Below are 21,393 nucleotides of genomic sequence, written 5' to 3' on the forward strand. Positions count from 1 at the left end.
GCCCGACATCGTGAGCGTCGCCGCCTGGTTGCCGCTGTTCGTGAAGGTGACCGTGCCGCTACCCGCCGCACCGCCCTTCTGTGCCGTCAGGCCAGCGGCGCCATTGCCGGTCACCGCGATCACCGATTGCAGGCCCGTGCCGTTCAGCGCGGCAGACAGCGTCCCCGCTCCGGTGCCGATGCTCACGCTGCCGCTGCGCGCTGCATTCGCCGTCGGCTGGAAGCRCACGGTGACCGTGCACGTGCCACCCACCGGCAGTGAACTGCCGCAGGTCGTCGAGACGAAGCCGAAGTCGGTACCGCCGACCGAAGAGACAGTCGGCACTGTCACGCTCAACGGGCCGACACCGGTGTTGGCGAGCGTCGACGTCAGCGTCGGCGCACTACCCACGGCCACGCTGCCGAAGTCCACAGCACTCAGGCTGCCAGACTGCGCCTGACCGGTCCCCAACAGCACGGCCGATCTCACACCCAGCTCGGTGTTGACGTTCAACCCGCCGCTGCGCGCACCGGCCGCTGCCGGCGTGAAACTCACGGTCACCGTGCACGAGGCACCGGCCGCCAGGCTCGTGCCGCAGCTCGTGCCCGAGAAACTGAACTCGCTGCCCGAGGCCGACGCCACCGCCGCTGCCGTCGGAACCGTCACGCCGATCAGCGTGCCACCGGTGTTGGTCAGTGTCGCGGTGCCGCTGCTCGTCTGCCCGACCTGCGTGGTCGGGAAGGACGGCGCGCTCACCGTGGCCGCCGGTGCCGTGCCGCGCGTGGCGGTCGCCCCCGGCGCCGTGCCGGCGCTCGCGCCGACGCTCGCCAGGCTGTTCGGTGCCGTCCGCAGCTGCGTCGCGCTTTCCACGCGACCCAGGAACCAGCGGTCATCGCCGATGTCGTCATCGCGGTACAGGTGGGTCGCCGTCTCGCTGATGACTTGTGCCACACCACCGGCCGCCGTGCCGCTGATGGTCGTCGTCACCACCTTCGGGTCGCCGGTCTCGTTGAACGAGCTCGTCACCGTCGTGACCGGCATCGCGTCGCCGTTCAACTCCTTGGCCGCCTTGATGCTCTTGTAGGGATAGGGGCGCTGCAGCCTGACGCTGGCCGGTACAAGGCAAGGCGCCGTGACGGTTGCAGCGGCCTCGGCGCTCGGCGATGCGGACTTCTCGCAATAGATGTTCGTCGCGTCGCTCAGCAACACCGGCGAGCTTGCATCCAGCGCTCCGCGCCAGGTCTTCACGCGCGCTGGCGAGCCGATGTAGGGGTGCATGTGCAGCACCTCGCTGGATTGCGAGAGCGTGCTGCCATCGGGCACCGGCCGCTGGCTGCGCACTTCACGGAAGCTGCGTGCGCCGCGCCCGTCATGGGCGCCCTTGGCGCCGCTGTAGCGGAACTCTTCGCGCAGCTTGCCGCTTCCGGTGCCGCTGTCGCGCTCGCTGCTGGCAATGACATAGCTCGCGTTCGTCACGTCGAACAGCGGGTACACCGCTGCGTTCGGGCCACCCCGGTCGTTGAGGTAGCGGTTGCCGAGCGCGCCGCTGGCCGGGTTGGCCATCGACACCCAGGTCAGCATCGTCTTCAGGCCCTGCGGCGAGGTCGCACCGACCAGCAGGTCCGGCGGCAGCGACGAGCCGGTCTTCACATAGAGCTGGTTGCTGCTGCCGTCGCCCGGCGATGCGGACGCCTTCAGGCGCAGGATCTCCACGTCCCCACGGCCGGTAAAGTCACCGGTCACGAAGGCGGCCGAGCTGTCGCTCTTCTGCAGCTGGTCGTTGGCCGTGACCAGGTTGAACGTGGTCGACGCGCTGTAGGTGCCGTCGCCGTTGCTGAGGTACAGCGCGTTCTTCGTCGGGTCGTCCTTCCAGCTGAGGATGTCGTCGCGGCCGTCGCGGTTCACGTCGCCGATCACGAAGCCGGCGGACGGGATGAAGTTCGCGCCGGTGCCGGTCCAGATCTGATCCCACAGGCCGGGCGATTGGTAGTTGGCGACCCTCAACAGACCTCTCGCGCCATCCGATGCTTGCAACGACCGACCGAATTTGTCCAGGCAGTCGGGGCGACCATCGCCGTTCAGGTCCAGCCGCTGCTCACAACTCACGTAGCTTGCCGGCATCGGATCGAACGAGAAGTCTCCGCGCGAGCGCCAAGCGCGTTGCGACGACACCATCTCGCTGTCCGAGCCGATCATGCCGGCGTTCACCAGGTCGGACATGCCATCGTTGTCCAGGTCGGCGATGTGCCCGGGCTGGCCGAGTGAGTACGGGCCTTCCGGCGTCGCATAGAAGTTCCAGTGCGTCGCGTTGGTGGGCTGCTCGGTGAAGCCTCCTTGGCCATCGCCCTTGAAGACGCGCGTGCAGACCTTGTCCACACACGGATCCGTCGGGGGACCGAACACGGTGGGCTGGAAGTCCAGCGTCGACGTGACCACGTCGAGCAGCCCGTCGTTGTCGAGGTCCAGCAGGTAGAAGGTGGCCCCGGACGTCCAACCGAGCCAGCCGACCTGCGCCTCGCCGTGCAAGAACTTCAGGTTGTCGCGGCTGACCGTCTCGTTCAGCGCCACGCCGGTGATCGCCTTGCGCGTGAAGCTGCCGTTGCCGTTGTTCAGGTAGAGATCGCTGGTGCCGGCACAGGCGGAATTCAACGCCAGGTTCGTCGAGTTGGTGCCGGTGTATCGCAGCAGGTCCGACAGCCCGTCGCCGTTGAAATCGGCCACGCGCGTGCTGTAGCAACCGCTGCTGTCGAAGAGCTTCTGGTCGCTGCCGGTGATGTTGAAGCCGGCCATCTGCCGAAAGGTGCCGTCGCCGTTGCTGAGGTAGAGCTGGTTCTCGGCCGGGTTGTCCGACCAGCGGATGATGTCGGTCTTGCCGTCACCGTCGAAGTCGGCGGTGATGACGCCGTAGTTCGAGAAGCGCAGGTTGTCGCGCAGCACCACCGTGCTCTGCATCGTCAAGGTCGCCAGGGTGCTCGCCGCGAACGCGGTATTGCGCTGGTACGCGTCACTGCCGTCGGCGGCGTAGTCGAAGGTCTCCGGCGGGAAGCAGGCCGACTCGGCCGCTCCGATGCATTCGGTGAGCCGCGTCAGCCGGCTGCGGTTGGTCACCGCGCCGCTGTCGTAGGCGAGCCGCAACGTCTTCACCTTCAGCGGCGTGGTGTTCACGTTCACGAAGGTCTGCACTTGCGCGAGCCGCTGCAGGTTCAGCAGCTTGCTGCCGGCCACGTAAGCCTCGCGCCGCGCCTGCGGCTTGCCGGTGGGAGCGAGCGCCGGCAGGTCGTCGTAGCTGAACACCACCTTGTTGGCCGGCGCCTGCGTCGGCGTGCCGGTGTAGCGGATCTCGCGCAGGCTCCAGTCGTGCCCCGCGATCGGCGTGCCGGCCACCGTGCCGCTGCCCCAGGCCACTCCGTCGCGTTGCTGGAACTGGTAGTCGATGTAGTTGCCGCGCCGGTCGCTCACCCGGCTCACCAGCCAGGTGGTGATGACGCCGGTGCCTTGCGCCGTCACGGCCGCATCGGCCGTCGAGTTGCTGTTGTTGCCGTACTCGTAGACCCGGCCGTCCTTGGTCCACACCTTGAAGTACGCCGGCGCATTGCCACCCGCACCGTAAGCGCGGATGCGCGCGAACGAATCGTGCTCGGTGCGGAACTCGCGCAGCAAACCGCTGCCGCCAGCGCTGTCGTYGGTCTGSGGGAACGCYRCCGGCACGCCMGTCGCAYCSGTCTGGATCAGCCGCTGGCCATCCAGGCACAGCTTGTCSGCCGCSGTGTTGTCGACRCCGCGGAYGCGACCGTCGGTCGCRAGGYTCGCGCCGCAGCGCGCGATCGACGAGACGCCSGTCAGCGACCAGCCGTGGCCCACCGGCCCGTTGCCATCACCGCCATATGCCAGCGCGATGGTCGGCACCATGCCGGCAATGCCGGGCGGCACCGCGATCGGATGCTGATAGCCCGGCTGGCCATCCTGGCCGACCGCGAGTTGAGCCCACGCTGCAGGCGAAAGTGTCGACAGAGCCAGCGCGCCCACGCACGACACCACCCAGCCGCGGACACGCCGCGACGCAACCAAGATCAGTTCCAAGACAGTCCTCCAGCGCACCGGTCGTCGACCGGCGCAATCCAATGACGGGGTCAGGTGTTGTCGCCCTTCGGCCCAGTGGGGCRCYGGCAACCCGCGCRRCAGTGGTCTGYCGCTGCGGTGCGCGCAGTCTAGCGATACGCGTGGGGATTTTTCACGACAGGCCGAGTGAATTCATCAACCTTGAGGAGGTCCATTCGTACCGCGCTACGGCTGCCCCAGAAAGAAATATGCCGCCCGGTTCCCCGAATCCGCCACCCCCAGCGCGAGGTACACCGGCCCGACCAGCGTGTCGAGCGCAAGGTACAGCGAACCCCCGCGGCGCAGCCGGTCCTTGTCGGCGCCGAACACCGAATCGCCGATGCGCCCGGCCTCGAGCGACGCGCCGACGACGATGCCATCCAGCAGCCCCGGGCCGGCCAGCCGGTAGTTGTAGGCCACGCGCCCGAAGCGCATCTCGGTGCCGAGCAGCTGCCCGGTGCGGTAGCCCGACAGCTGCAGGAAGCCGCCCAGGCTGAACAGCTCGTACGACGGCAGCGGCCCCTGCTTCAGATTGCCGCCGGCCTTCAGCGCGCCGCGCAGCGCATGCGGCCCCCACGAATGCGCGCCCTGCAGGTTGACCGACGCCCGTGTGTAGTCGTCCTGCGCGCCCAGCCGCGCGCGCGAGAAGTACACCCGCGCATCGCCCGCCCCGCCGTTGCGCGGGAAGCGCAGGCTGTCGAGCTGGTCGAAGCGCACGCGCGCGAGCACGCCGCCGGTGTCGGTGCGCTGGATCAGGTCCTCGGCGCGGACGAACGTGGTGTCGTCGGTGAACTTCACGCTGCCGCGCACCAGCCCCAGCCGCGCCTCGCCCGCGCTGCCGAGCGGCAGCCCCACGTCGATGCCGGCCTCGGCCGATTCGCGCCGGAAGCGCGCGACCCGCAGCCCGCTGTCGCGGTCGTAGAGGTCGAAAGGCTCGTCCTGCAGCTCGATGCGCGGCGCGACGAACACGCGCTGGCGCTCGGTCAGCGGCTGGTACCACTCGCTCGCGAGCCGGTCGGTGCGGCCGATCTGCAGGTCGTTGCGCCATTCGGCACCGAGCGCGTTCAGCCAGGTCCAGCGGTGGCTCGCGTACAGGTTGAAGAAGGAGTTGCCCTCGAAGTCGGACGACAGCCCGAGCCCCAGCCGCAGGTAGTTCGGCCCCCACGATTTCTCGCTCACCTCGGCCAGCAGCACACGGCCGCTGCCGGGCTCGTCGCTCAGCGTGTAGTTCACCGCCTCGAAATCGCCGCGCGCGTAGATGCGCTTGATGTCGCGGTCCATGCGCTGCGCATCGAGCGGCGCGCCGGCGCGCGTCTCCATCGCCGCGAGCACCACCTCGGGGTTGACGACGCGCGTGCCGACCACGCGCACCTCGTCGATCGGCGCGGCGGTGTCGCCCGGCGATGCGAAGCGCGAGGCCATCAGCGCCGCATAGGTCCCGGCCGGCAGCCCGTACGGCGCGAGCTGCGAGGCCACCGCCTGCGCGGCCCGCTCGCCGCGGCGCGCCGCCTCGGCCAGCTGCTCGAAGGCCGACGAGCTGATCTCGTCCAGCTCCGGCGTGATCAGCACGTCGCCCGGCTTCAGTTCGGCCAGCGACTGCTGCACGTTCGCGCCGATCAGGATGCGCAGCATCTGGTCCGACACCGACACCACCGACGTGATCTGCTCGCGCCGCAGCAGCGGCGTGCCGATGTTCACCGCGATCACGACATCGGCACCGAGCCGCCGCGCGACGTCCACCGGCAGGTTGCGCTTGAGCCCGCCGTCGACCAGCAGGCGGCCGTCGATCTCGACCGGGTTCACCGCGCCGGGGATCGCCATGCTCGCGCGCGCCGCCAGCGCAAGCTGGCCGTGCGACAGCACCACCATCTCGGCGCTGCTGAGATCGGTCGCGACCGCGCGGAACGGGATCGGCAGCCGGTCGAAATCGGTCGTGGCCTGGCGGCGCGTCAGCCGGCGCAGCACCACCTCGAGCGAGACGCCGGCCACCGCGCCCTTCGGCAGCGAGAGCCCGTGCGGGCCGAGGCCGAACTCCGGGCCGATGAAGTTGGTGGCGTCGTCGAGCTTGCGGCGCAGCGGCACCTCGTCGCGGTCGACGTCGCGGAACAGCACCGCGGTGTTCAGCGCCGCCATCTCATGCTCGATCTCCGACAGCGGCAGCCCGCTCGCGTAAGCCGAGCCGACGATCGCGCCGGCGCTGGTGCCGACGATCACGTCGACCGGCACATGCAGCGCCTCCAGCACCTTCAGCACGCCGATGTGCGCGCCGCCGCGGGCACCGCCGCCGGACAGCACGAGGCCGATGCGCGGGCGTTGCGCGGTGGGGGCGGGCGTGGTGGGAGGCTCGGCCGCTGCCGCCTGCTGCGTGATCGCCGCCCCGAGCAGGCTGGCGATCAGGCAGAGGCCTGCGGCCCGCATCGCCGTCAGGGCCTGGAGGCTGCCGCTGGTGCGGTCGATGCGGCAGGCTGGGCCGGCACCGGCACGATCACGCCCGGCGCGAGCGAGATCTCGTCCTGCACGCGCACGCCGGTGATGTAGTAGCGGGTCTCGCCGAAGCAGCTGCCCGGCAAGCCGACCTTCTGCTCGTAGTGCAGCGCGACGCGCTTGCCCATCACGAGGTTGACCTTGTCGGCGGTGGCCTCGTCCCAGATCGTGAAGCGGAATTTCTCGGGCGTGCTGCCGGGCAGCGACACCAGGGCCAGCTCGCCTTCCCAGGTCTTGCAGACCCAGCCCTTGCGCGACAGCTGCTGCACCCAGCCGGCGCGCTCGCCGTCGGAGTAGCTCCATTTCACCGCGAGGAAGAAATACAGCACCACCAGGGCCACCAGGACCAGGGGCACCAGCAACCATTTCATCGCRCGCATCGGGCTTCCTCCGGGAGACAGGGCTGGCCGCGCGTCGACACGCGCGGCTCATTGTGCTGCGCGGGGAGTCTACCGTGGCCGCTGCCCGGAACTCGGCGGTGGAAGGGTTCGGGTCACCGGGTTCTCCGGCTCACGAGACGACTTGTGCCAGCTCGATCAGGTTGCCGAAGGGGTCGGCGATGAAAGCCAGCTTGCGGCCGATGACCGGCAGCTCGAAAGGCTCGGTGACGATGTGGACCTCGCGGCGGCGCAGCTCGGCCACGGTGGCCTTCATGTCGGCGACGTTGAGGCAGAAGTGGTGGAAGCCGGCCAGGCGCAGGCTGTCGCCGAGGTCGCTGTAGACGGGTTTGGGGATCGGCCGCGGCTGGCCGTCGCCGAGGATCTCGACGAAGAAGTCGTTGTCGGTCGCCGGGGCCAGGTAGGCGAGCCGCTGGTCGGCATACGGCCACTGGTGCACGACGCGGAAGTCGAGCTTCTCGGTGTACCAGCGGACCGCGACGTCGAAGTCGGGCACGCGCACGGCGACGTGGTGGCCCTTCATCGAGGCGAACGGGCTGGCCGGGCGGGTGGCGGGGATGTTGACGGTGGGCATGGTGGGGTCCTCGTTGTCCGGGGTGATGAAAACTGCGATGACCGAAGCGTAGGTTTGCGCCCCGGCAAAGAGAATCGACACCACCGGGGTGCACTCTGAACCTCCATTTCATAATCGCGCGCCATCCACGGAGAGAACCCGATGAACCAGGAGCCGGTTGCGAGAGACAGCAAGCCGCCGATCAGCCTGCCCGGCCTGATCGCGTTCGAGAGCGTGGCCCGGCACATGAACTTCACGCGCGCCGCCGCCGAGATGGAGGTGACGCCGACGGCGATCTCGCGCACCGTGAAGCAGCTGGAGGCCTCGCTCGGCATCCGCCTGTTCAACCGCACCACGCGCAGCGTCGGCCTGACCGAAGCGGGCGCGCAACTGCTGGGCACGCTGGCACCGGCGCTCGAGCAGATCCGGCGCTCGGTGCAGGAGGTGGGCGATGTGTCGAGCGGCCCGCACGGGCTGCTGCGCATCAACACCTCGTACGTGGCCTACGCGTCACTGATCGAGCCGCACCTGCAACCGTTCATGGAGCGCTTCCCAGAGATCACGCTGGAGATGACCGTCGACAACGGGCTGAGCGACATCATCACGGGCGGGTTCGACGCCGGCATCCGCCTGGGGCACGCGCTGCAGAAGGACATGATCGGCGTGCCGATCGGGCCGTTGCAGCGGCTGCTGGTCGTCGGCTCGCCGGCCTACCTGAAGGCGCGCGGCAAGCCGGCGACGCCGGAAGACCTGCTGCAGCACGACTGCATTCGCCAGCGCATCGGCAACCGCAGCCAGTTCTTCGCGTGGCGCTTCGGCAGCGGCAGCAAGGCCGCGACGATCGAGGTGCAGGGCCGCCTGGTATTCAGCGAGATGCGCTGCACGCTGGACGCCGCGGCGCAGGGCCACGGGCTCGCGTTGGCCTTCGAGCAGTTCGCGCGGCCCGCACTGCAGGCCGGCCGGGTGGTGCCGGTGCTCGAGAAGTTCACGCGCCCCGGCGAGGCCTTCTACCTGTACTACCCGAACCGCGGGCAGATGCCGGGCAAGCTGCGGGCGCTGATCCAGTTCATGCAGGCGGTGGACTGGAGCGCAGCGCCCTGACGCAGGGCGGCATCAAGCCGACTTCAGCTGCGCGGTGTCGATCGGAAACGTGCGCAACCGCTTGCCGGTGGCCGCGTACACCGCATTGAACACCGAGGCCGCGACGACCGCCGTGCCGATCTCGCCGACGCCCACCGGCGGCTGCTCGCTCGGCACGATGTGCACCTGCACTTGCGGCACCTCGCTGATGCGCAGCGGCGGGTAGTCGTGGAAGTTGCTCTGCAGCACGCGGCCGCGCTCGAAGGTGATGCTGCCGTACAGCACCGCGGTGAGGCCGAACAGCAGGCCGCCCTGGACCTGCGCCTCCACGCCATCCGGGTTGACCGGCAGGCCGCAGTTCACCGCGCAGACCATCCGGTCGACCTTGATGCTGCCGTCCTTCGCGACGGTGAGGTCGGTGACCAGCGCGGCATGCCCACCGAAGGCCTCGGCCACGCAGACGCCACGGCCCCGGCCCACCCCCACGGATTCGCCCCACCCGGCCCGGGTGGCGGCCAGCCGCAACGCAGCGAGTGCATTCGGGTTGCGGCCCAGCATGCGCTCGCGAAAGCGCACCGGATCGACCTGGGCCAAGGCAGCCACCTCGTCGATGAACGATTCGACGACGAACACATGGTGCGTGGGCCCGACGCCGCGCCAGTTGCCGGTCAGCAGACCCTTCGGCGGCTCATGGCGCACGTACTCGACGTACTTGTTCGGGATGTCGTACGAGGAGCCCGCCATGTCGACCGCGTCGGCATCGAGCCCGTTGGCGACCCACTGCGGCGCATAGCGGCCGATCACCGACGAGCCGGCGGTGCGGTGGCTGAAGGCCACCAGCTCGCCGCGCTCGTTCAACGCGGCCGACATCTCGTCGCGGAAGTACGGCTTGTAGGCGTCGTGCTGGATGTCTTCTTCGCGGCTGAAGACGAACTTCACCGGGTAGCTCACATGCCGAGCCAGTTGCGCCGCGGTCACGATGTAGTCGACGTCGAGCTTGCGGCCGAAGCCACCGCCCAGCAGGAAGTTGTGCACCGTCACCTGCTCGGGCGTCAGGCCCAGCGCCTCGGCGACCATCGCCTGCGCGCGGGCGGGCGCCTGCGTGCCGGCCCAGATCTCGCAGCGGCCCGGGGTCACGTGGATCGTGCAGTTGAGCGGCTCCATCGCGGCGTGCGCCAGCGGCGGCACCTCGTAGACGGCGCTCAGGCGTTGCGCGCCGCCGGCAAGCGCCTGGTCGACATCGCCCTCGCGCGTGGTGACCAGGCCGGTGCCTTTCAGCGCCTGCGCCAGCTGCTCGCCCCACAGCTTGCTCGAGAAGTCGGCCGACGGACCTTCGTCCCACTGCACGTCCAGTGCGGCCAGCCCCTTCTTCGCCGCGCCCTGGTGGTCGGCGATGACGGCCACCGCGGTCTCTGAACTGACGACCGCACGCACGCCGTTCACCGCCCTCGCCTTGCGATCGTCCACCGATCGAAAGCGGCCGCCGATCACCGGGCAGTTGGCGACCGCTGCGAACTTCATGCCCTTCACCTGCGCATCGATGCCGAACACCGCGGTGCCGTTGACCTTCGACGGCGTGTCCAGGCGGTGCACCGGTCGGCCGACGAGGCGGAAGTCGGCCGGCGATTTCAATGGCGCATCCTTCGGCACCGGCAGCGTCGCCGCCTTGGCGGCCAGTGCGCCGTAGCGCAGCTGGCGGCCGGTGGGCACATGCCGGATCGCGCCGTTTGCTGCAACGCACTCGCCTTCGGCCACTCGCCAAGTCTGCGCGGCCGCGCTGCGCAGCATGGCCTTGGCGGTGGCGCCGGTCTGGCGCAGCACCTTCCAGGCAGCGGGCATCGAGCCCGACCCGCCGGTCACCTGGATGCCGTACAGCGGGTGGCCGTAGCGCTTCTCGTCCGGCGGCGCCTGTTCGAGCCTGACCTTCGCCAGATCGACCTCCAGCTCCTCGGCGATCAACATCGGCACCGAGGTGAACGTGCCCTGCCCCATCTCGACCAGCGCGACGACGATCGTCACGCTGTCGTCAGCGCCGATGCGCACGTAGGCGTTGGGCGCGAACACCGTGGGCGTGCTCCTTGCCGCGGCCGCATTCGCGTCGGGCAGGTGGAACGAGAGCACCAGCGCACCGCCGGCCGCCGAGGCAGACGCGAGGAAGGAACGGCGCGACAGCGTGGCGCCCACGGTGGGGAGGGAATTCGAATCGTGCATGTCAGGCTTTCGGTGCGGCGAGTTCACGGGCGGCTTGCTTGATCGCCTCGCGGATTCGCACGTAGGTGCCGCAGCGGCAGACGTTGCCCGACATCGCGGCGTCGATGTCGGCATCGGTGGGCGCCGGGTTGTCGCGCAGCAGCGCGGTGGCCGCCATGATCTGGCCGGACTGGCAGTAGCCGCACTGCGGCACTTCCTTGATCGTCCAGACCTTCTGCACCTGGCGGCCCACGGGGGTCTGCGCAATGGCCTCGATCGTCGAGATGCGGCGGCGGCCGATCGATTCGACCGGCGTCACGCAAGAGCGGATCGGCTGGCCGTCGAGGTGCACCGTGCAGGCGCCGCACAAGGCCATGCCGCAGCCGAACTTGGTGCCGGTCATGCCGAGCACGTCACGAATGACCCACAGCAGCGGCGTGTCGGGATCGACATCCACCTGGCGCGGCGTGCCGTTGATGCTGAGCGTGGTTTTCATCGGGGATCCTTGTGCTTCATTTCGTCGCGAGAATCCAGGCGGCGATCGCGTCCAGGTCGGCCGGCGGCACCTGGGCCTGCGCCGGCATCGGGATGGCGCCCCACTTGCCCGAGCCGCCGGCCTTGATGCGAGCGGCCAGCTGCTTCGCATCGACGCTGCCGTCGGCGTACTTCGCCGCGATGTCCTTGAACGACGGGCCGACCAGCTTCTTGTCGACCTGGTGGCAGGCGGTGCAGGCGTACTTGCGGGCCAGGGCTTCGCTGGCCGAGGCGGGTGCGGCGAGTGCAACGCCGATGGCGGCCAGGGTGGCGGCGCGGATGAAGGAAGACATCGGGGACCTTTCGCGAGGGGTGGGGTGCATGGCTGGGGCCGATCGGGGCGCAGTCTAGGGACGCGTCTCCTCGTCGGGTAGCGCTGTGCGCGCGATGGCGTGTGAACCGGATGTCGATAGTCAGCGCGCGGTGCGACGGGTAGCGTCGCGGCAATCGTCGACGGACGCGCTGACAGAGGCCTCGGCAGGGCGCCGAAGCCATTCGGCCGGCCGTGGGTGGCCGGCCGGGGAACGCGTGCGATCAGCGCGCCAACTTGGCCGCGATCTCGGCCACGTGGCGGCCCTGGAAGCGCGCGCCTTCGAGCTCGTTGGCCGAGGGCTGGCGCGAGCCGTCGCCGGCGGCGATCGTCGTCGCGCCGTACGGGCTGCCGCCGGTCACTTCGTCGAGCTTCATCTGGCCTTGCCAGGCGTACGGCAGGCCGACGATCACCATGCCCTGGTGCAGCAGCACGGTGTGCGTGCTGAGGATGGTGCTCTCCTGGCCGCCGTGCTGCGTGGCCGTGCTGGCGAACACCGAGCCGACCTTGCCGATCAGCTTGCCGGCGAACCACAGCGGGCCGGTCTGGTCGAGGAAGTTCTTCATCTGCGCGGCCATGTTGCCGAAGCGGGTCGGCACGCCGAAGATGATCGCGTCGTAGTTCGGCAGCTCGTCGACGGTCGCGATCGGCGCGGCCTGGTCGAGCTTGAAGTGCGAGGCCTTCGCGACGGCCTCGGGCACGATTTCCGGCACGCGCTTGATGTCGACCGTGGCACCGGTGCCGCGCGCACCTTCGGCGACGGCCTGGGCCATCGTCTCGATGTGGCCGTAGCTGCTGTAGTAGAGGACGAGAACCTTGGCTGCCATGTCTGCTCCTGGTTGGTGGGCTGAGCGCATTCTGGGCGCCGGCAGCCGGCGCGGATTGCACGGGAGCGAACGCAGGCTTCAAAACAGCTGAACAGTCGGGGCGTGCCGTCCTACACCACCACGCGCGCTTCCTCCCGGATGGGCGGCTCCCTGTCCTGGGCTGATGCAGAGACAGGAAGCGCAGCATCGACGCCAGGTGAACGGCAGTCTCGCGTTCACGCTCGCCAAGCAGACCGCGTGCCCTTGGGTCGTGAGTGCGCTGCCCCACCGACAGCAGCACCCGACCGTGCCACAAGGCTTCTTCGATGCAAGACCCTCAACGCGGCCATCCCGCAGGGACACCCTCATGAATCAGCTTTTCCGCCTCATCACTTCGCGGACAGCGTTGGCCTTCGCGTTGCTGCCGGCTTTCGTCGCCGGCTGCGGCGGCTCGGCCGATCCGATCCTCGGCAGTCCGGGCGTCGGTGTCGTCCCGCTGACGGACAGCACCCGCCCGACGGTGGTCCTCACCACGCCTGCGCCGGGCGACGCCGGCGCGCCGACCAACACCAAGATCACGGCAAGCTTCAGCGAGGCCATGGCACCCGCGACCGTCTCGGACACGAGCTTCCTCGTGACGAACACGACGACCGGCACCGCCGTCACCGGAACCGTGAGCTACTCGGCCTCGGCGAAGACGGCCACCTTCACGCCCACGGGCGGCCTGCTCGCCGCCAACGCCCAATTCACGGCGACCGTCATGACAACGGCCACCGACCTGGCCGGCAACGCCCTGGCCGGCAACGCCGCGGTGCTGCCGGCTGCGGGCATTCACACCTGGAACTTCGCGACCGGCGCCGCCGGCGACCTCACGGCGCCAACCCTGGCGAACCTCAGCCCGCCCGATGCAAGCACCGGCGTGTGCCTGACCAAATCCGCAAGCGCGACGTTCAGCGAACCGATGGATCCCGCGACGATCGACACGACGACCTTTGTCGTGACCGACAGCGGCGCAGCGGTCCCGGGCATCGTGACCTACGACGCGTCGAGCAGGGTGGCCAGCTTCGCGCCGTCGAATGCGGCCGGCTTTGCGCCCGGCAAGTCGTTCGTCGTCACGGTGAAATCTGGAAACCTGGGCGTCAAGGACCTGGCCGGCAATGCGCTCGCCAGTGACGGTGTGTGGAGCTTCACCACCGGAACGCAGGCGTGCGTCGCCGGCATCAACCTGCGCTCCGCAGCATCGTTCGGTGCGTTCGGTGGGGGTGCCGGGGTCACGAACCAGGGCATCAACACGGTCGTCGGTGGCAACCTCGGAACCACCGCGGCGTGCACGCTGGTGACCGGCTTCCATGACGCGGGGAACGTCTACACGCAAACGCCGTTGAACATCGGCTCGGTCAACGGCAGCATCAACTGTGCCCCGCCTGCGCCGGGTACGTCGTCGTCGATGGCGATTGCGACGCAAGCCCTGGCAGACGCCCAGGCCGCGTACAACGAGCTTGCGGCCCTGCCTCCTGGCAGCGATCCCGCTGCAGGCCAGTTGGGCGGGCTGGTGCTGCCCGCGGCCGTCTACACCGCCGCGGGCGGAACCTTCGCCGTCACGACCGCAGACCTGACCCTGGACGCGCAGGGCGACACCAACGCCGTGTGGGTGTTTCAGAGTGCCTCCGCGCTGACCGTGGGCCTGGCAGCGACGCCGCGCCGTGTGTTGCTGATCAATGGCGCACAGGCCGGCAACGTCTACTGGCAGGTGGGCAGCGCAGCACGCATCGAGGATGGCAGCACGATGGTGGGCACGATCATCGCGCCCGCCGGCGTCACGGTCTCGACGGCCGGTCAGACCATCCAGACGACCCTCACGGGGCGTGCGATCGGGCTCACCGCGTCGGTGACCCTGGTCAACACCACGATCGTCGCCCCATGACCGCCCTCACGACAACCCGACTCTGTGGCAAGGCCAGGAACAGCAAGATGAACAAGACCCATGCACTGCACGTGATCGGCCTGGCCGGACTCGGCTCGCTGATGACCCTCGTCTGCGTGCCGGCCCGTGCGCAGGAAGGCGGCTACTTCTATGGCGGTGCCTCCCTGGGCCAGTCGCGGGCGAGGATCGACGAGGATCGCATTCGCTCCAGCCTCGCGAATGCGGGGTTGGCCATGACGTCGATGACGCGCGACGAACGCGACACGGGCTACAAGGTGTTCGGTGGCTACCAACTCAATCGCAACGTCGCGATCGAGGGGGGTTACTTCAACCTCGGCAAGTTCGGCTTCACGTCGACGACCACGCCAGCCGGCACCTTGAACGGACAGATCAAGTTGCAGGGGCTGAACCTGGATCTCGTGGGCACCTTGCCGCTGGCCGGCCGCCTCTCCGCCATCGGTCGAATCGGCGCGCAATATGCCAGCGCGCGCGACACCTTCAGCGGGGGCGGCGCAGTCACTGTCCTGAACCAGAACCCCAGCAAGCGCGCCGCGAACTACAAGTTCGGAGCCGGCTTGCAGTACGAGATCAGCCCGGCGTTCCTGGTGCGTGCCGAAGCCGAGCGCTACCGCATCAATGACGCGGTCGGCAACCACGGTGACGTCGACCTGTTCTCGGTGAGCCTCGTCATTCCGTTCGGCCGGGCCCCCCGCGAGGCACCACGCGCGTTGGCGACACCTGCCCCTGTCGAAGCGGCACCGGCGCCAGCGCCCGCGCCGCCGGTCGCCATCGCTGCGGCCCCGGTTGCGCCCGCTCCCTTGCCTGCGGAGCGTCGACGGGTGCGTTTCGCTGCAGATTCACTGTTCGCCTTTGACCGAGCCGACGTGAAGCCTGAAGGCCGCCAGGCCCTCGACCAGTTCTCGAAGGAACTGGCCGGCACACGGTACGACGTGATCACGGTGGAAGGCCACACCGACCGGCTCGGAACGAGCGCCTACAACGAGAAGCTGTCGGCGCGTCGTGCGGAATCGGTCAAGGCGTACCTCGTGGGCCCCGGAGGCATCGATTCGACCAAGGTCTCGGCAACGGGCAAGGGTGAATCGACACCCGTCACGACACCGGGCGACTGCAAGGGCGACAAGCAGACGGCCAGGCTGATCGCCTGCCTGCAGGCGGATCGACGCGTCGAGGTCGAGGTCACGGGAACGCGGTGAGCATTCCCATGCCTGGATGACCGCCCGTCAGAACGGGATGTCGTCGTCCATGTCGTCGAAGCCGGTCGACGACTTCGCGGCCGGCTTGGTGGCTGCCGGGCGCGAGGCCGGCGCGGGGCGCTCGGCCCGCTCGGTGCGTTCCGGCCGATCGCCGCCGCCGCCGCCCGAGGCGCCGCGGCTGTAGCCGCCACCGCCGCCGCCTTCGTCGCCACCACCGCCATCACGGCCGCCCAGCAGCTGCATGTTGTCGGCAATGATCTCGGTGGTGTACTTCTCCACACCGTCCTTGTCCTGCCACTTGCGGGTCTTCAGGCGGCCTTCGACATAGCACGAGCGGCCCTTCTTCAGGTACTCGCCGGCGATCTCGGCCAGGCGGTCGTAGAACACCACGCGGTGCCATTCGGTTTCTTCCATCTTCTCGCCGGAGGTCTTGTCCTTCCAGTTGCGCGAGGTGGCGAGGGTCACGTTGCAGATCGCGGCGCCGTTGGCGGAGTAGCGCACTTCGGGGTCACGGCCCAGGTTGCCGATGAGGATGACTTTGTTGATCGAGGCCATGAGAGCGGCTCCTGAAAAGTAGAACGGGGAAAAGGGGGAAAGCGGGGAAATCGGGGTACGGCGAGGGGAATGCCCGATTATCAGCGATGCATCTGGTCACGCCCGGGCAACGAAACTTCACACGGGCCGGGGTCAACGGGGTCAACGCTGCCCGCGGGCTGCCGTTGTCGGTGCAGGGTAGCGCCACTCTCCATCCCCCACCCCCTTGAACCGGAGTCCACCATGAAGTTCAATGCCCTGATCACCGCCGCACTGCTCGCCACCAGCGCCGGCGCCTTCGCCCAGGCCGGCACCGCCGGCAGCGTCCAGCGCGACGTGAACCAGCAGGAGCGCATCGAGCAAGGCCTGAAGAGCGGCCAGCTGACCACCCAGGAAGCGGGCAAGCTGGAGCGCGAGGAAAGCCATGTCGACAAGCTGCAGGCGCAGGCCCTGAAGGACGGCAAGCTGACGCCGGCCGAGAAGGCCCGCCTCGAAGCCGCCCAGAACAAGACCAGCCGCGACATCGCCGCCGCCAAGCACAACGGCGTCACCGGCAACCCGAATTCCGTCTCGTCGCAGCGCATGCAGGCCGACGTGCAACGCAACGTCAACCAGGAAAAGCGCGTCGAGGCCGGCGTGCGCAACGGCTCGCTGACGAACCACGAGGTGTCGAAGCTCGAGCGCGGCCAGGCGCACGTCGACCACAAGGAAGCAGCGGCCGCCCGCGACGGCCATGTCGGTGCCGCCGAGGAGCGCGGCATCCAGCACGCCGAGAACAAGCAGAGCCGCAAGATCCACCGCCAGAAGACCGACGCGCAGGTCCGCAAGGGCTGATCAGGGCTCCCCGTCCCAATACTCCAGGTCCGTGTCGGCCCGGTGCATCCGCCCGAAGCCGTACGGATCGCCGTCGCGCGTCGCCGTCGCCAGGTACTTGCCCGAATCGGGGTACTCCACCACCTCCGGGCTGTCCTTGGTGCTGATCGACAGGTACTTCAGCGGCGCATCGGATGTGTTGATGATCTGGTGCGGGTAGGCCGGCCCCGGCGGGATGAAGACCACGTCGCCGGCCGCCAGCGCCAGGTGCTCGCCGGCCACGCGCAGCGTGCCCTCGCCCTCGAGCACTATGAACATCTCCTCCTGCGCATAGTGGAAGTGGTACGGGCAGCTGCGCTTGCCAGGCGGCACCACGTCGATGCTCGCGCCCAGCTTCAGCGCCGCGGTGCCCTTGGCCAGCCGCCCGGTCATCGAGTCGTACAGCGGTTCGCGCACATCGTGCGTGCGCGGGGTGGTCTCGAAGTTGCGGATCAACAGCTGCCGCAGCTGGTCGGCGCGCGGCGTGTGGATGTCGGTCATCGGCAGTCTCCTGGTGAAGGCGCAAGGGTGCCAGAAACCCGTCGTGTTGACAGGCCCTAGTAACATCGCGGCCTCGCCTCGCCCTCCGCCCCGCCCGTGACCCCCGAACCCTCCACCGCACCGCTGCAGATCCTGCAGGAGGTGTTCGGCTACACCGCATTCCGCGGCGCCCAGGAATCCATCGTCGACCACGTCGCCGCCGACGGCGATGCGCTGGTGCTGATGCCCACCGGCGGCGGCAAGAGCCTGTGCTACCAGGTGCCGGCGATCGCCAGGCACCGCGCCGGCCGCGGCGTGGCGCTGGTCGTCAGCCCGCTGATCGCGCTGATGCACGACCAGGTCGGCGCGCTCGAAGAGGCCGGCGTGCATGCCTCGTTCCTGAACTCGACGCTGACGCTCGACGAGACCCAGAAGATCGAGCGCGAGATGATGAGCGGCCGCCTCGTGATGCTGTACGCCGCGCCGGAGCGCATCACGACGCCGCGCTTCCTCGCGCAGCTCGATTCGCTGCACGAGCGCGGGCTGCTGAGCCTGTTCGCGATCGACGAGGCGCATTGCGTGAGCCAGTGGGGCCACGATTTCCGCGAGGACTACCTCTCGCTGAACGTGCTGCACGAGCGCTACCCGGGCGTGCCCCGCATCGCGCTCACGGCCACCGCCGACGACCTGACCCGCGCCGACATCATCGAGCGGCTGCAGCTGCAGGAGGCGCGCGTCTTCATCAGCAGCTTCGACCGGCCGAACATCCGCTACGGCATCGTCGAGAAGGACAACGCCCGTGCGCAGCTGCTGCGCTTCGTCACCGACGAGCACGAGGGCGATGCCGGCGTCGTGTACTGCCAGTCGCGCAAGAAGGTCGACGAGACCGCCGACTGGCTGAAGACCGAGGGCATCAACGCGCTGCCGTACCACGCCGGCATGGACGCCGACGTGCGCAAGCGCCACCAGGACCGCTTCCTGCGCGAGGATGGCGTCGTGATGGTGGCGACCGTCGCGTTCGGCATGGGCATCGACAAGCCCGACGTGCGCTTCGTCGCCCACCTCGACCTGCCGAAGAACATCGAGGGCTACTACCAGGAGACCGGCCGCGCCGGCCGCGACGGGCTGCCGGCCGATGCCTGGATGGCCTACGGCCTGGCCGACGTGGTGAACCAGCGCCGCATGATCGACGAGAGCCCGGCCGGCGAGGAGTTCAAGCGCGGCCAGCGCGCCAAGCTCGACGCGCTGCTGGCCCTCGCCGAGGCGCACGATTGCCGCCGCGTGCGGCTGCTCGCCTACTTCGGCGAGGCGAGCGAGCCCTGCGGCAACTGCGACAACTGCCTGCACCCGCCCGCCACCTGGGACGCGACCGAGCCGGCGCGCAAGGCGCTCAGCTGCATCTACCGCTTCCACCAGAACCACGGCCAGCGGTTCGGCGCCGGCCACCTGATCGACGTGCTGCGCGGCAAGACCACCGACAAGGTGACGCAGTACCGCCACCAGTCGCTGTCGACCTTCGGCATCGGCGCCGACCTGAGCGAGGTGCAGTGGCGCGCGGTGCTGCGCCAGCTGATCGCGCTCGGCCACCTGCGCACCGAGGGCGAATACAACACGCTGGAGCTGGCGCCGAGCGCGCGCGAGGTGCTGCGCGGCGAGGTGACGCTGCTGCTGCGCGAGGCGAGCGAGACGCCGAAGGCGCGCCGCGGCAGCACCAAGGGCAAGAACGGCACGACCAAGGGCGGGCGCGACAAGCCGCCGCCGGTACCGCTGGACGATGACGGGCTGCAGCGCTTCGCCGCGCTGAAGGCGTGGCGCGCCGAGGTCGCGCGCGAGCACGGGCTGCCGGCCTACGTGATCTTCCACGACGCGACGCTCGCCGAGATGGCGCGTGCACAGCCGTCGTCGCTGGAGGCGCTGGGCCACATCAGCGGCGTCGGCGCGAAGAAGCTGGAGGCGTACGGCAGCGAGATCCTGCGGGTGCTCGGCGAATGAGCGGGCGCAGCCCCGAGACCCTGCCCTACGGGCTGGGCGCCGCGATCCTGACGGTGCTCGCCTTCGTGCTGCTGGAGATGCTGCTCGGCGGTGTGCTGATGGACCTGCAGGACACGCTGGCGCTGAGCGAGGCGCAGCTCGGCGAGCTGACGCGCGTGCTGGCCACCGGCATCGTCGTGTCGACGCTGCTCGCCTGGCGCGGGCTCACGCACGCGCAGCTGCTGCACGACGCGCCGGCGCCGCCGCTGCACACGCTGCTCGCCAGCGCGGCGCCGTTGCTCGCACTGCTGCCGCTGCTGTGGTCGGTGAACGGCTGGATGGACTGGCTGCTGCAGTCGCTGCTGCCGCTGTCGGCCTGGGAGGCGGAGTGGTTCGCGCACGCGGTCGACGGCACGTTCGCGGCCACGCTGTCGGCCTGCGTGCTGGCGCCGGTGCTCGAGGAGATGCTGTTCCGCGGCCTGATCCTGCGCGGTCTGCTGCTGCGCTACCCGCCGTCCACCGCGATCGTGCATTCGGCCGCGCTGTTCGGCCTCGCGCACTTCAACATCTACCAGTTCTTCGTCGGCCTCAGTACCGGGCTGGTGCTCGGGCTCGCGTACCAGCGCACGCGCTCGCTGTGGCCGTGCGTGCTGCTGCATGCGGCGTTCAACGGCGGCGTGCTGTGGATGGCGAGCGCCGACGGCCAGTGGCTGGCCGACACGATCGGCAACCCACTCGCGCTGCCGGTGGCACTGGCGTTGTTCGCCTGGGGCCTGCGCCGCCTGCTGCGCCTGGCCTGATCCGGTCGAGGCCTCAGGGCTCGGCCGACTGCCCCGCCACCAGCACCGGCGGCAGCCACAGCTCGATCACGCCGGGGCGCGGCACCGCCGAGCGCCGCCGCTCGCGGATCCACACGCCGTCGATGCGCTGCGGCGTGACCCACGGCTCGCCGACGAAGCGCGACAGCGCCAGCGCGCACTCGCGGCCGGACGGGTCGTGCAGCACGAAGGTCGGCACCGGCCACGGCACCGGGCGGCGCTGCTGGCGCAGCTCGGCATTGCGCGCCGCGTTGTCGATCGGCGCCACCTGCACCAGCACATCCGCCTCCTGCTGGATCGCCTGGCGCAGCGCGCTCGCTGCCTCGCGCGAGCTCTCGTCGTAGATCTCGATGTACAGCGTGCTGCGCCCATCGCCCTGGTCCAGGCCCTGCCGGCAGGCGGCCAGGCTCGCCTTCTGCGGTGAGGTCTGCGGCGAATCGGCAGGGGCCGCAGCGACCGGCGGCGGCGGCACGGGCAACTCCCCCTGCGCCGCGCTCGCGAGCTGCGACGCGCGCCCGGTCAGCGCGAGCCAGATGCGCCTGGCCGCCACCGCCTGCTCGTCGGGCGACGTGCCCGGGTGCCAGTAGCTGAACGCGGTGTTCTCGGTCGGCGGCTTCTGCACCACCGCGCACAGGTCGTTGCGCAGGCGCTGGCTGGCGGCCACGCAGTCGGCGCTCGGGTCGGCATCCTTGCGGCATTCGTCGGCGATGCGGCCGGCCAGCCGCTCGACGCCGGCGCGCTCCAGCGGCCGCAGCGCCGGGCTGCCACGCAGGTCGAACAGCAGCGAGGCCTGCGTCACCACGTGCTCGGCCACCTTCGGGCAGCGGCCGTTGAAATCCTGCAGCGCCTTCGACACCTCRGTGAACAGCACGCGCGCCTCGGTCTGCTGGTCGGTGCGGTTGCGCTGCAGCTGCTCCTGCACCTGCCACACCGACAGCAGCAGCGTGCCCGACGCCCCCACCCCGAGCGTCGTCGTGATCGCGGTGGCCTTCGCGGCGCGCCGCCACAGCGGCTCGGCCTTCGCGCCGGCCGCCGCATCGTCGGCGGCGCTGCGCAGCCGCGCGGCCACGCGCAGGCCGTGGCGCGCCGGGCTGCGCCAGCCGGGCAGTTGCGCGAGCCAGGTGTCGTGCAGCGCGCGGCCGAAATCCTCGCCGAGGCGGTGGTAGCT

Annotated in this window: 17 protein-coding genes; 6 read left to right on the plus strand and 11 right to left on the minus strand. The window is 69.6% G+C overall.

The genetic code is table 11. The annotated features are described in order from the left end of the window. From AC1D12_RS04520 to AC1D12_RS04535, 4 genes are all read right to left on the minus strand, one after another. A partial coding sequence (locus AC1D12_RS04520) for an FG-GAP-like repeat-containing protein (protein ID WP_477839048.1) occupies positions 1-4,059 on the minus strand: 4,059 nt, incomplete at its 3' end. 204 nt (positions 4,060-4,263) lie between these two features. After that, positions 4,264-6,495, minus strand: coding sequence for a patatin-like phospholipase family protein (locus AC1D12_RS04525; RefSeq protein WP_477839050.1), 2,232 nt, complete (start codon positions 6,493-6,495; stop codon positions 4,264-4,266). 5 nt (positions 6,496-6,500) lie between these two features. Continuing rightward, positions 6,501-6,941: a hypothetical protein gene (locus tag AC1D12_RS04530; protein WP_197066764.1), complete on the minus strand. Its 441-nt coding sequence runs from the start codon at positions 6,939-6,941 to the stop codon at positions 6,501-6,503. A gap of 130 nt (positions 6,942-7,071) precedes the next feature. Further along, complete coding sequence (locus AC1D12_RS04535) at positions 7,072-7,533, minus strand: VOC family protein (protein WP_477839052.1); 462 nt, start codon at positions 7,531-7,533, stop codon at positions 7,072-7,074. A 141-nt stretch (positions 7,534-7,674) separates the two neighbouring features. On the opposite strand from AC1D12_RS04535, the gene AC1D12_RS04540 reads away from it, so the two are divergent. Beyond that, positions 7,675-8,613, plus strand: coding sequence for a LysR family transcriptional regulator (locus AC1D12_RS04540; protein ID WP_465111300.1), 939 nt, complete (start codon positions 7,675-7,677; stop codon positions 8,611-8,613). 12 nt (positions 8,614-8,625) lie between these two features. Here the strand turns inward: AC1D12_RS04540 and AC1D12_RS04545 are convergent, their stop codons facing one another. The 4 genes from AC1D12_RS04545 to wrbA form a co-directional block, all read right to left on the minus strand. Next, positions 8,626-10,803 (minus strand): xanthine dehydrogenase family protein molybdopterin-binding subunit, encoded by a 2,178-nt coding sequence (locus tag AC1D12_RS04545; protein WP_477825082.1) that lies wholly within the window; start codon positions 10,801-10,803, stop codon positions 8,626-8,628. Between the two features lies 1 nt (position 10,804). Beyond that, positions 10,805-11,278: a (2Fe-2S)-binding protein gene (locus AC1D12_RS04550; protein ID WP_465111298.1), complete on the minus strand. Its 474-nt coding sequence runs from the start codon at positions 11,276-11,278 to the stop codon at positions 10,805-10,807. Positions 11,279-11,294: 16 nt separating this feature from the next. Next, entirely contained in the window at positions 11,295-11,609 is a 315-nt protein-coding gene (locus AC1D12_RS04555; protein WP_477825083.1) for a c-type cytochrome, read from the minus strand. 241 nt (positions 11,610-11,850) lie between these two features. Further along, positions 11,851-12,453: an NAD(P)H:quinone oxidoreductase gene (gene wrbA / locus AC1D12_RS04560; protein ID WP_477825084.1), complete on the minus strand. Its 603-nt coding sequence runs from the start codon at positions 12,451-12,453 to the stop codon at positions 11,851-11,853. A gap of 346 nt (positions 12,454-12,799) precedes the next feature. On the opposite strand from wrbA, the gene AC1D12_RS04565 reads away from it, so the two are divergent. Both AC1D12_RS04565 and AC1D12_RS04570 read left to right on the plus strand, forming a co-directional pair. Then, positions 12,800-14,356, plus strand: a complete 1,557-nt coding sequence (locus tag AC1D12_RS04565) for an ice-binding family protein (RefSeq protein ID WP_477839055.1) — start codon at positions 12,800-12,802, stop codon at positions 14,354-14,356. After that, positions 14,353-15,570 (plus strand): OmpA family protein, encoded by a 1,218-nt coding sequence (locus tag AC1D12_RS04570; protein WP_465111295.1) that lies wholly within the window; start codon positions 14,353-14,355, stop codon positions 15,568-15,570. The genes AC1D12_RS04565 and AC1D12_RS04570 overlap by 4 nt, the downstream gene beginning before the upstream one ends. Before the next feature lie 27 nt (positions 15,571-15,597). Here the strand turns inward: AC1D12_RS04570 and ssb are convergent, their stop codons facing one another. Next, positions 15,598-16,125, minus strand: coding sequence for a single-stranded DNA-binding protein (gene ssb, locus AC1D12_RS04575; RefSeq protein ID WP_047501242.1), 528 nt, complete (start codon positions 16,123-16,125; stop codon positions 15,598-15,600). A 222-nt stretch (positions 16,126-16,347) separates the two neighbouring features. Here ssb and AC1D12_RS04580 point away from each other — a divergent pair, with 222 nt between their 5' ends. Further along, positions 16,348-16,938 (plus strand): hypothetical protein, encoded by a 591-nt coding sequence (locus AC1D12_RS04580; protein ID WP_465111294.1) that lies wholly within the window; start codon positions 16,348-16,350, stop codon positions 16,936-16,938. Here the strand turns inward: AC1D12_RS04580 and AC1D12_RS04585 are convergent, their stop codons facing one another. Next, complete coding sequence (locus AC1D12_RS04585; protein ID WP_047501238.1) at positions 16,939-17,457, minus strand: cupin domain-containing protein; 519 nt, start codon at positions 17,455-17,457, stop codon at positions 16,939-16,941. 96 nt (positions 17,458-17,553) lie between these two features. Here AC1D12_RS04585 and recQ point away from each other — a divergent pair, with 96 nt between their 5' ends. Further along, a complete protein-coding gene (recQ, locus tag AC1D12_RS04590) occupies positions 17,554-19,428 on the plus strand; it encodes a DNA helicase RecQ (protein WP_477839058.1) in 1,875 nt (624 codons plus the stop codon). Beyond that, complete coding sequence (locus AC1D12_RS04595) at positions 19,425-20,207, plus strand: CPBP family intramembrane glutamic endopeptidase (protein ID WP_477827118.1); 783 nt, start codon at positions 19,425-19,427, stop codon at positions 20,205-20,207. The genes recQ and AC1D12_RS04595 overlap by 4 nt, the downstream gene beginning before the upstream one ends. A gap of 13 nt (positions 20,208-20,220) precedes the next feature. On the opposite strand, the gene AC1D12_RS04600 is transcribed toward AC1D12_RS04595, so the two are convergent. After that, a partial coding sequence (locus tag AC1D12_RS04600; RefSeq protein ID WP_477839060.1) for a hypothetical protein occupies positions 20,221-21,393 on the minus strand: 1,173 nt, incomplete at its 5' end.

The sequence above is a fragment of the Rhizobacter sp. P1_G5 genome (assembly GCF_056405435.1).

Bases quoted from the DNA above. Each gene is read 5' to 3' on its own strand.
- AC1D12_RS04525 (WP_477839050.1), bottom strand. From the start codon at position 6,495: ATGCGGGCCGCAGGCCTCTGCCTGATCGCCAGCCTGCTCGGGGCGGCG.
- AC1D12_RS04535 (WP_477839052.1), bottom strand. From the start codon at position 7,533: ATGCCCACCGTCAACATCCCCGCCACCCGCCCGGCCAGCCCGTTCGCC.
- AC1D12_RS04540 (WP_465111300.1), top strand. From the start codon at position 7,675: ATGAACCAGGAGCCGGTTGCGAGAGACAGCAAGCCGCCGATCAGCCTG.
- AC1D12_RS04545 (WP_477825082.1), bottom strand. From the start codon at position 10,803: ATGCACGATTCGAATTCCCTCCCCACCGTGGGCGCCACGCTGTCGCGC.
- AC1D12_RS04550 (WP_465111298.1), bottom strand. From the start codon at position 11,278: ATGAAAACCACGCTCAGCATCAACGGCACGCCGCGCCAGGTGGATGTC.
- AC1D12_RS04555 (WP_477825083.1), bottom strand. From the start codon at position 11,609: ATGTCTTCCTTCATCCGCGCCGCCACCCTGGCCGCCATCGGCGTTGCA.
- wrbA (WP_477825084.1), bottom strand. From the start codon at position 12,453: ATGGCAGCCAAGGTTCTCGTCCTCTACTACAGCAGCTACGGCCACATC.
- AC1D12_RS04565 (WP_477839055.1), top strand. From the start codon at position 12,800: ATGAATCAGCTTTTCCGCCTCATCACTTCGCGGACAGCGTTGGCCTTC.
- AC1D12_RS04570 (WP_465111295.1), top strand. From the start codon at position 14,353: ATGACCGCCCTCACGACAACCCGACTCTGTGGCAAGGCCAGGAACAGC.
- ssb (WP_047501242.1), bottom strand. From the start codon at position 16,125: ATGGCCTCGATCAACAAAGTCATCCTCATCGGCAACCTGGGCCGTGAC.
- AC1D12_RS04580 (WP_465111294.1), top strand. From the start codon at position 16,348: ATGAAGTTCAATGCCCTGATCACCGCCGCACTGCTCGCCACCAGCGCC.
- AC1D12_RS04585 (WP_047501238.1), bottom strand. From the start codon at position 17,457: ATGACCGACATCCACACGCCGCGCGCCGACCAGCTGCGGCAGCTGTTG.
- AC1D12_RS04595 (WP_477827118.1), top strand. From the start codon at position 19,425: ATGAGCGGGCGCAGCCCCGAGACCCTGCCCTACGGGCTGGGCGCCGCG.